At 65.0% G+C, this 9121-nt stretch carries 10 protein-coding genes and 2 tRNA genes; 8 read left to right on the top strand and 4 right to left on the bottom strand.

The genetic code is table 11. The features are described 5' to 3' along the window. Positions 1 to 58 precede the first annotated feature (58 nt). Positions 59 to 1033, bottom strand: coding sequence for a cysteine synthase A (cysK, locus tag QKY98_RS21525; protein WP_007162226.1), 975 nt, complete (start codon positions 1031 to 1033; stop codon positions 59 to 61). A gap of 110 nt (positions 1034 to 1143) precedes the next feature. On the opposite strand from cysK, the gene QKY98_RS21530 reads away from it, so the two are divergent. Continuing rightward, on the top strand, positions 1144 to 1977 hold the full coding sequence (locus QKY98_RS21530) for an AAA family ATPase (protein ID WP_284671560.1): 834 nt from the start codon (positions 1144 to 1146) through the stop codon (positions 1975 to 1977). Positions 1978 to 1984: 7 nt separating this feature from the next. Next, entirely contained in the window at positions 1985 to 3160 is a 1176-nt protein-coding gene (locus QKY98_RS21535) for a vWA domain-containing protein (protein ID WP_284671561.1), read from the top strand. A gap of 39 nt (positions 3161 to 3199) precedes the next feature. Here the strand turns inward: QKY98_RS21535 and htpX are convergent, their stop codons facing one another. Together htpX and QKY98_RS21545 are read right to left on the bottom strand one after the other, a co-directional pair. Beyond that, positions 3200 to 4078, bottom strand: a complete 879-nt coding sequence (gene htpX / locus QKY98_RS21540; RefSeq protein WP_007162229.1) for a protease HtpX — start codon at positions 4076 to 4078, stop codon at positions 3200 to 3202. Between the two features lie 193 nt (positions 4079 to 4271). Continuing rightward, positions 4272 to 5483 carry a pyridoxal phosphate-dependent aminotransferase gene (locus QKY98_RS21545; protein WP_027601227.1) on the bottom strand — a complete coding sequence of 404 codons (1212 nt, stop codon included), beginning with the start codon at positions 5481 to 5483 and terminating at the stop codon, positions 4272 to 4274. Positions 5484 to 5639: 156 nt separating this feature from the next. Here QKY98_RS21545 and msrB point away from each other — a divergent pair, with 156 nt between their 5' ends. The 4 genes from msrB to msrC all read left to right on the top strand — a co-directional run bounded on the left by msrB (position 5640) and on the right by msrC (position 8002). Then, positions 5640 to 6041 carry a peptide-methionine (R)-S-oxide reductase MsrB gene (msrB, locus tag QKY98_RS21550; RefSeq protein ID WP_144960586.1) on the top strand — a complete coding sequence of 134 codons (402 nt, stop codon included), beginning with the start codon at positions 5640 to 5642 and terminating at the stop codon, positions 6039 to 6041. Continuing rightward, positions 6038 to 6523: a glutathione peroxidase gene (locus QKY98_RS21555; RefSeq protein ID WP_027601225.1), complete on the top strand. Its 486-nt coding sequence runs from the start codon at positions 6038 to 6040 to the stop codon at positions 6521 to 6523. Before msrB ends, QKY98_RS21555 begins: the two co-directional genes overlap by 4 nt. Positions 6524 to 6629: 106 nt before the next feature. Further along, positions 6630 to 7517: an ATP-binding protein gene (locus QKY98_RS21560; protein ID WP_007162233.1), complete on the top strand. Its 888-nt coding sequence runs from the start codon at positions 6630 to 6632 to the stop codon at positions 7515 to 7517. Next, positions 7514 to 8002: a free L-methionine (R)-S-oxide reductase MsrC gene (msrC, locus tag QKY98_RS21565; RefSeq protein WP_144960588.1), complete on the top strand. Its 489-nt coding sequence runs from the start codon at positions 7514 to 7516 to the stop codon at positions 8000 to 8002. The genes QKY98_RS21560 and msrC overlap by 4 nt, the downstream gene beginning before the upstream one ends. Positions 8003 to 8026: 24 nt before the next feature. On the opposite strand, the gene QKY98_RS21570 is transcribed toward msrC, so the two are convergent. Then, positions 8027 to 8794, bottom strand: a complete 768-nt coding sequence (locus QKY98_RS21570) for a hypothetical protein (RefSeq protein WP_284671562.1) — start codon at positions 8792 to 8794, stop codon at positions 8027 to 8029. Positions 8795 to 8965: 171 nt separating this feature from the next. Between QKY98_RS21570 and QKY98_RS21575 the strand changes: the two genes are divergently transcribed. Together QKY98_RS21575 and QKY98_RS21580 are read left to right on the top strand one after the other, a co-directional pair. Beyond that, positions 8966 to 9041: transfer RNA gene (locus tag QKY98_RS21575), tRNA-Glu, on the top strand. Positions 9042 to 9047: 6 nt separating this feature from the next. Further along, positions 9048 to 9120, top strand: a tRNA-Gly gene (locus QKY98_RS21580). Position 9121: the final 1 nt, after the last annotated feature.

The raw sequence follows: 9121 nt of genomic DNA on the forward strand, positions 1-9121 counted from the left end.
GGTAACGCGGTCCAGGCCTCTCCGGTGGCGCCCTCAGGGGAGAGCGGGGCTGCGGGCGTTACTGAACCAGTTCCTGCTCGTCGAACAGGCCATCGAAGAGCATCGTCGACAGATAGCGCTCACCGGAATCCGGCAGGATGACCACGATGGTCTTGCCCTGCATCTCCGGCGTCTCGGCCAGCCGGACCGCGGCCGCCATGGCGGCGCCGCAGGAGATGCCACAGAGAATGCCTTCCTCGCGCATCAGGCGCTGGGCCATCAACTTGGCCTGCTCATCGCTCACCTGCTCGACGCGATCGACCATGGCGAGGTCCAGGTTGCCGGGTACGAAACCGGCGCCGATGCCCTGGATCTTGTGCGGGTTGGGCTTCACCTCGGCACCGGCCAGGGTCTGGCTGATGACCGGCGAGGTTTCCGGCTCCACGGCGACCGAGAGGATCGGCTTGCCCTTGGTGTTCTTGATGAAGCGCGAGATGCCGGTCAGGGTACCGCCGGTACCGACGCCGGCCACCAGCACATCGATGGCGCCATCGGTGTCGTTCCAGATCTCGGGGCCGGTGGTTTTTTCATGGATGGCCGGGTTGGCCGGGTTGTCGAATTGCTGCGGCATGAAATAGCGATCGGGCTCGCTCTCGGCGATCTCCCGCGCCTTCTCGATGGCGCCCTTCATGCCCTTGGCCGGCTCGGTCAGCACCAGCTCCGCGCCCAGCGCCTTCAGCACCTTGCGCCGCTCCAGGCTCATGGAGGCCGGCATGGTCAGCACCAGGCGGTAGCCACGGGCGGCGGCCACATAGGCCAGGCCGATGCCGGTATTACCCGAGGTGGGCTCCACCAGGCTCATGCCGGGCTTGAGCAGCCCCTTGGCTTCGGCGTCCCAGATCAGGTTGGCACCGATACGGCATTTGACCGAATAGCCCGGATTGCGTCCCTCGATCTTGGCGAGCAGGGTGACGCCCTTGGGGCCGAGGCGATTGATGTAGACCAGCGGCGTGTTGCCGATGGACTGGGCGTTGTCAGCGAAGATGCGGCTCATGGCGGATCCTGTACGGCGCGGAAAACTCGCAGCCTAGGCCTTGCGTCCGATGGCGTCCAGCCCAGGTGCGGCGTGCTATCGTCAGGCGAAACAGCTGCCGAGGATCAGTGATGGCCTTTCAGGGTACCGAGCGTTATGTGGCCACGGCCGAACTCAGTCTGGCGGTCAATGCCGCCATCCAGCTGGGGCGTCCGCTGCTGGTGAAGGGCGAGCCGGGCACCGGCAAGACGCTGCTGGCCGAGCAGGTGGCCGAGAGCCAGGGGGCGCGGCTGATCACCTGGCACGTCAAGTCCACCACCAAGGCGCAGCAAGGGCTCTATGAGTACGACGCTGTGAGTCGCCTGCGCGATTCCCAGCTGGGGGATCCCCAGGTGCAGGAGGTGGCGAACTACATCAAGCCGGGCAAGCTGTGGGACGCCTTCACCGCCGAGGATCCGGTGGTGCTGCTGATCGACGAGATCGACAAGGCCGACATCGAGTTTCCCAACGACCTGCTGCTGGAACTCGATCGCATGGAGTTCCATGTCTACGAGACCGGCGAGACCATTCGTGCCCAGCGGCGACCCGTCATCATCATCACCTCCAACAACGAAAAGGAACTGCCGGACGCCTTTCTGCGCCGCTGCTTCTTTCACTTCATCCGCTTTCCCGAGCGCGACACCCTCGAACGTATCGTCCAGGTGCACTATCCCGATCTCCAGGGGCGCCTGGTCAAGGAGGCGCTGGATCTCTTCCTCGACCTGCGCAGCGTGCCGGGGCTGAAGAAGAAGCCGTCCACCTCGGAGCTGGTGGACTGGCTGGCGCTGTTGCTGGGCGATGAGGCGGCGCAGCGGGCGCTGCACGGCGAGGGCGGTCTGCCGCCCCTGGCAGGTGCCCTGGTAAAGAACGAACAGGATCTGCAGTTGCTCGAACGCCAGGCCTTCATGCGCCGGCGGCGGAGCTGAGCGCGGCATGTTCCTCGATTTCTTCACTCGACTCAGGGCCGCGGGCATCCCGGTGTCCCTGGGCGAACTGCTGGATCTGCACGCTGCCTTGGATGCCGGCCTGGCGGTGGCCGATCCCGAGGCCTTTTATCTGCTGGCGCGCGCCGTGCTGGTCAAGGACGAGCGCTTCTTCGACCGTTTCGACCAGGTCTATGCCGGCGAGCTGGCCAGGTCGGAGCGTGCGCCGGATGCGCAGGCGCTTCCCGCGGATTGGCTGCGGCTGGAGCTGCAGCGGCGGCTGTCGGAGGAGGATCGCCAGCGGCTGCAGGCCCTGGGTGGCCTCGATGAGCTGCTCGAGACCCTGCGGCAGCGTCTCGCCGAACAGCGCGAGCGGCACGCCGGCGGTAACAAATGGGTCGGCACGGGCGGTACCAGTCCCTTCGGCAGCGGTGGCTACAATCCCTTCGGTGTGCGCGTGGGCGAAGCCGGTACCCGCCAGGGGCGGGCGGCCAAGGTCTGGGAGCAGCGCGACTTCCGCAATCTGGATGACCGCGCGCCCCTGGATCGCCGCAACCTGCAACTGGCCCTGCGCCGGCTCAGGCGCTTCGCTCGCCAGGGCGCGGCGGCGGAATTCGATCTGGAGGAGACCATCGCGGCCACGGCGCGCGAGGGCGGGTTGCTGGACGTGCGCTATCGCCCGGAGCGGCACAATGCGACCAAGGTGCTCCTGCTGCTCGATGTCGGCGGCTCCATGGACCTGCATGTACAGCTGTGCAGCGAGCTGTTCAGCGCCTGCCGCCTGGAGTTCCGCCACTTGGAGTACTACTACTTCCACAACTGCGTCTACGAACGCGTCTGGCGGGACAATGCCCGGCGCCACGAAGAGGGGCTGGCGACCGGTGAGCTTCTGCGCCGCTATGGCGCGGACTACCGCCTGGTGATCGTCGGCGATGCCAGCATGGGGCCCTATGAGCTCACCCACCCGGGGGGTAGCGTCGAACACTGGAACGAAGAGCCCGGCGCACTCTGGATCCAGCGGCTGTGCCAGCACTTTCCGCGGGCTGCCTGGCTCAATCCCTATCCACGCGATGGCTGGGATTTCAGCACCTCCATCGGCCTGTTGCGCGAGCTGATGGGGCAGCGCATGTTCCCCCTGACCGGCGAAGGCCTGGGCGAAGCCATACGCAGCTTGACCCACCCATGAAAAAACCCGGCCTTGGCCGGGTTTTTTCATCGCTCGAACTCAGCGCTGGCCGTAGCGGCGCAGGGCTTCGATGCGGTCTTCCAGCGGCGGGTGGCTCATCAGCAGACCGGCCAGGCCGTTCTTCAGCGAGCCGTTGATGCCGAAGGCGTTCAGGGTGTCGGGCATCTGCACCGGGATACCCTGTTCGGCACGCAGGCGCTGCAGGGCGCCGATCATGGCGTTGGGGCCGGCCAGGCGCGCACCGGCTTCGTCGGCGCGGAATTCGCGTTTGCGCGAGAACCACATGACGATGATGCTGGCCAGGATGCCCAGGACCAGTTCGGCGACGATGGTGGTCACGAAGTAGGCGATACCGTGGCCTTCCTCGTTCTTGAAGATGGCCTTGTCGACGAAGTTGCCGAAGATCCGGGCGAAGAACATCACGAAGGTGTTCACCACGCCCTGGATCAGTGCCAGGGTCACCATGTCGCCGTTGGCGACGTGGCCGATCTCGTGGGCCAGCACCGCACGCACTTCTTCGGGCGAGAAACGCTCGAGCAGGCCCTGGCTGACCGCGACGAGGGCGTCGTTGCGGTTCCAGCCGGTGGCGAAGGCGTTGGCCTCGTAGGCCGGGAAGATGCCGACCTCGGGCGTCTTGATGCCGGCTTCGCGGGCCAGCTCTTCGACGGTCTGCAGCAGCCACTGCTCATGGCGGGTACGCGGCTGGCTGATGACCTCGGTGCGGGTGCTCATCTTCGCCATCCACTTGGAGATGAACAGCGAGACCAGCGAGCCGGCGAAACCGAACACGGCACAGAACACCAGCAGACTGCCATAGTTCTGACCGGTGTAGCGATCCACGCCAAGCACCTTCAAGGTGATGCTGGCAACGATCAGCACCGCCAGGTTGGTAGCCAGAAACAACAGAATGCGCATCATGGTGGGGTACAGCTCCTCACAGGTTTATCTGCCGGCTATATAAGGTTCCGTCCCGGTCCGTTCAACGTTTCCACTATTGCAAACTGTGTCGTCTGCCGGCCGATTGGGCTGGCGGCGGCCAGCGCGCGAGTGCCAGCGCCGGTTGACGCCGCTGGGGGCGCCAACCGGTGAAAGACCCGGAAATGCTTTGCCGTTACTGGGCGTAGCCGCCGAGGAAGTTGCCGATGCGGCCGATCGCCTGCTCCAGGTCATCGACGCGGGGCAGGGTGACGACACGGAAGTGGTCGGGCCAGGGCCAGTTGAAGGCGGTGCCCTGGACCACCAGCAGCTTTTCTGACAGCAACAGGTCGAGGACGAACTTCTCGTCGTTGTGGATGGGGCAGACCTTGGGATCGATCCGCGGGAAGGCGTAGAGCGCGCCCATCGGCTTCACGCAGCTGACCCCGGGGATGTCGTTGAGCAGCTCCCAGGTGCGATTGCGCTGTTCCAGCAGGCGTCCGGGCGGCAGGACCAGGTCGTTGATGCTCTGGTAGCCGCCCAGCGCGGTCTGGATCGCGTGCTGCGCCGGCACGTTGGCGCACAGGCGCATGTTGGCGAGGATGTCGAGGCCTTCGATATAGCTGTGGGCGCGGTGCTTGGGGCCCGAGACGATCAGCCAGCCCGACCGGAAGCCGGCGACGCGATAGGACTTGGACAGGCCGTTGAAGGTCAGGCACAGGACGTCCGGCGCCAGGGAAGCGGTGGAGATGTGCTGGGCCTCGTCGTAGAGGATCTTGTCGTAGATCTCGTCGGAGAACAGCACCAGGTTGTGCCGCCGCGCCAGCTCGACGATGCCTTCCAGCACCGCCTTGGAGTAGACCGCACCGGTGGGGTTGTTCGGATTGATCAGCACCAGCGCCTTGGTGTTGCTGGTGATCTTGGCTTCCATGTCGGCCAGATCGGGGAACCAGCCGGCCTGTTCGTCGCACAGGTAGTGCACCGGCTTGCCGCCGGCCAGGCTGACCGCGGCGGTCCACAGCGGATAGTCCGGTGCCGGGATCAGCACCTCGTCGTTGTTGTTGAGCAGCGCCTGCATGGCCATGACGATCAGCTCGGAGACGCCATTGCCCAGGTAGATGTCTTCGATGCCGACACCCTCGATGCGCTTCTGCTGGCAATACTGCATCACCGCCTTGCGCGCGCTGAACAGGCCCTTGGAGTCGCTGTAGCCCTGGGCGGTCGGCAGATTGCGGATGACGTCCTGCAGGATCTCCTCGGGCGCCTCGAAGCCGAAGGGCGCCGGATTGCCGATGTTGAGCTTCAGGATGCGGTGGCCTTCTTCTTCGAGGCGCTTGGCATGCTTGAGGACCGGGCCGCGGATGTCGTAGCAGACATTGGCGAGCTTGTTCGACTTGGAGACCTGCATGGGGAAATGAATCCTGGAAAAGGGGCGAGAAAGACTCGGCGGGGACGGACGCCGACCGGCGCTTGGCAGCATCCGGGGGCGGATGCCAGACTGAGCGGGAATCATACGGCCGCATCGCCTGTTACAAAAGATGCGCCGGCATCCAGAGAGGTCATCATGGAAAAAGTACAGCGTAGCCCGGAAGACTGGCGTGAGCGCCTGACCGACGATCAGTTTCGCGTCTGTCGCCTGGCCGCCACCGAAAGACCCTATACCGGTGCCTACTGCAACACCAAGACGCCCGGCGTCTATCACTGCGCCTGCTGCGAGCTGGCGCTGTTCGACTCCAGCACCAAGTTCGATTCCGGCTGCGGCTGGCCCAGCTATTACGCACCCATCGACGGCGAGGCGGTGCAGGAAAAGGAAGACTTCAGCCACGGCATGCACCGCGTCGAGGTGCTCTGCGCCCGCTGCGACGCCCATCTGGGCCACGTTTTCCCCGACGGTCCGCCGCCGACCGGCCTGCGCTACTGCATCAACTCGGTGGCGCTGCAGCTGCAACCCAGGGCCTCCGCGTGATCAGGGACCTCCTCAGCCTGCCGTTCGAGACCGCCGATGGCCAACGGGCCTGCCTGGCCGACTGGCCGGCGCGGGCCTATCTGGTGGTCAACACCGCCAGCCGTTGTGGCTTCACTCGCCAGTACGACGGCCTCGAGGCGCTGCAGCAGCGCTATCTGGCCGAAGGACTGCGAGTGATCGTCTTTCCCTGCAATCAGTTCGGCGGTCAGGAGCCGGGCAGCAATGCCGAGATCCAGACCTTCTGCCTGACCCGCTTCAACGTCAGCTTTCCGGTGATGGCCAAGCTCGACGTCAATGGTGACGGTGCCCATCCGCTGTTCGTCGCGCTGAAAAAGAGAGCGCCAGGGCTGTTGGGTGGCGCGATCCGCTGGAACTTCACCAAGTTTCTCGTCACGCCGGCGCAGGGGCGTGTGCAGCGCTTCGCGCCCATCACCCGTCCGTCTCAGCTGGAAAAGCATGTCCGCCAGGCGCTGGCCTCCTAGGGGGCCCTCCAGCCGGGCTTTGTCTGGATGGTAAAAGTCATACGATAATGCCCGGCCTGAAGGGCGGCTGACCCGCTTTCTCTTTTCGTCGTCAAGGATCATCCCCGTGAATGCCTCCCTAGAAGACTTTCTGCTCCACGCCCGGCAGGTGCTGGAGCGCCTCGAACCCCTGTTGCCCCATCGTCGCGAACCGCTGGACTGGCAGCACTGCTATGCGGCGCGCTGGCGTCGGGAAGGCCATGGCGGCTATCTGCAGCCGCTCGAGGTCAATCTGGAACTGCGCCTGGCCGATCTGCTGGGTATCGATCGCCAACGCGATCAACTCGCCCGCAACACCCGCCAGTTCGTGGCCGGACTGCCGGCCAACCACACGCTGCTGTGGGGCGCGCGGGGCACCGGCAAGTCGTCGCTGATCCGGGCGCTGCTGGCGGAATATGCCGGCGAGGGTCTGCGGCTGATCGAAATCGAACGCGACGATCTCGCCGATCTGCCTCGCGCCGTTGAGCAACTCGCCGGTCAGCCGCAGCGCTTCGTGGTGTTCTGCGATGACCTCTCCTTCGATTCCGGCAGCGACGACTACCGGGTGCTCAAGAGCGTGCTGGACGGTTCCCTGGAGCAGGCGCCGGACAACGTGGTGCTCTATGCCACCTCCAACCGCCGCCACCTGGTGGCCGAGCGGCAGAGCGACAATGCCAACTGGGAGCACGTCGACGGCGAACTGCACCCCAGCGAAGCGGCCGAAGACAAGATCGCCCTGTCGGATCGTTTCGGCCTCTGGCTGTCCTTCTATCCCTTTACCCAGGATCACTACCTGGCCGTGGTGCGGCACTGGTGCGCGGCCCTGGCCGGCAAGTCCGGCCTGCAGCTGGAGTGGTCGGAAGAAGCGGATCGCGAGGCCATCCGCTGGGCGTCCGGTCGCGGCAACCGCAACGGCCGCTGCGCCTATCAATTCGCCCGGCAGTGGGTCGGGCTCAAACTCTTGGAGAAAGCATGACCGTAGAACTGACGGGCGTAGGGGCCGGACTCGAGGGCTATGCCATGCTGGCCGCCCAGGTCGAAGCCCTGCTGGCCGGCGAGCGCAATCTGGTGGCCAATGCCGCCCAGCTGTCGGCCTTCATCTATCAGGAAGTACCGGACCTGAACTGGGCCGGTTTCTATTTCGTCGAGGGCGAGGACCAGCTGCTGCTCGGCCCCTTCCAAGGCAAGGTGGCCTGCATGCGCATTCCCTTCAACAAGGGCGTGTGCGGCGCGGCAGCCCGCGAGCGGCGCACCCAGCGCGTCGAGGACGTCCATGCCTTTCCCGGGCATATCGCCTGTGACGCCGCGTCGCGCAGCGAACTGGTGGTGCCGCTGGTCCAGGGCGGTCGCCTGATCGGCGTGCTGGATCTGGACAGTCCGCATCCGGCGCGCTTCAGCGCCGCGGATCAGGCCGGTATCGAAGCCCTGGTAGAGGCCTTTCTGGCCGCGACCGATTGCTGATCGACGGGGAGGGCAGGGAAGCCCTCACTCGTAGTCGTTCTTCTTGCGCCAGCTGTCGTCCTTGAGCGTATCCACGCTGTCCGACAGCTCGTTGGCGCTGCTGCTGGCCTGCTCGGCCAGTTCGCTCTGCTGGCGTTTCACCTGGGCGATCTGCTCTTCCAGATGGGCCAGCAACTCGGTATAGCGCTCGGGCTGCTGCTGCTTGCGAATCTGCATGATCGCCCGCTCGTAGGACTGACGCGCCTGGATGTAGTGCTCGCTCTTGATCTGCTGTTCGGCCTGGTAGCGGAAGAACTCCACATAGGTCGCCGTGAGCAGATAGCGCATCTCGCCGACCCAGCGCTGCGCCTCCTGGCCGTCGAGAATGCCGATCTGGTTGGCATGGGCGACGAGTGCATGGAGCATCTCCATGTAGCCGCGGACTTCCTTGACCCGCGCCTCGGTATGCACCGGCCGGGCCGCGTCGGCGACTTCGATGTCATCGCCCTTGGCCAGGACTTCTTCCAGTTCGGTCTTGCGCGCGGTGAGACTGGCGGAAGGGGCCTGCAGGGCGGCGAGGTGCGCGATCAGCCCCAGTTCGATGCGATGGAACAGCTGCTTTAGCGCCGGAGTCATCAGCTGCCCGGGCAGGCTGCCGCCCAGTTGGGCACAGCGCTTGATGCGGTCGGTGAGGTCGGCGACCAGGCGCTGTTTTTCCAGGCGTCCCGCTTCGAGCTTCTGGTTGACGAAGGCGATCATGATCAACAGGAGGATGCCAAGCCCCACTACCGCTGCAATCATCGTTGAGGACATGACCTTCTCCATGGTGCTTGCCCGCCGTTTGTCGTACGAGCGAAGTCGTTGATTTGAAAAGTATTTAATCAGCTATTGACGCCCAGGGTAAGGCTCCCTAGAATGCGCGCACTCCCAACGGCGGCAAGCGTCAGCCGAGTGGTAGGCCGGAGTCCTCAGGGATTCTACCTGGTCCCCTTCGTCTAGTGGCCTAGGACACCGCCCTTTCACGGCGGTAACAGGGGTTCGAGTCCCCTAGGGGACGCCAAAAATTGCGGGAATAGCTCAGTTGGTAGAGCACGACCTTGCCAAGGTCGGGGTCGCGAGTTCGAGTCTCGTTTCCCGCTC

This window comes from Pseudomonas sp. HR1, from assembly GCF_030175875.1.
GTDB classification, from domain to species: Bacteria; Pseudomonadota; Gammaproteobacteria; order Pseudomonadales; family Pseudomonadaceae; genus Chryseomonas; species Chryseomonas oryzihabitans.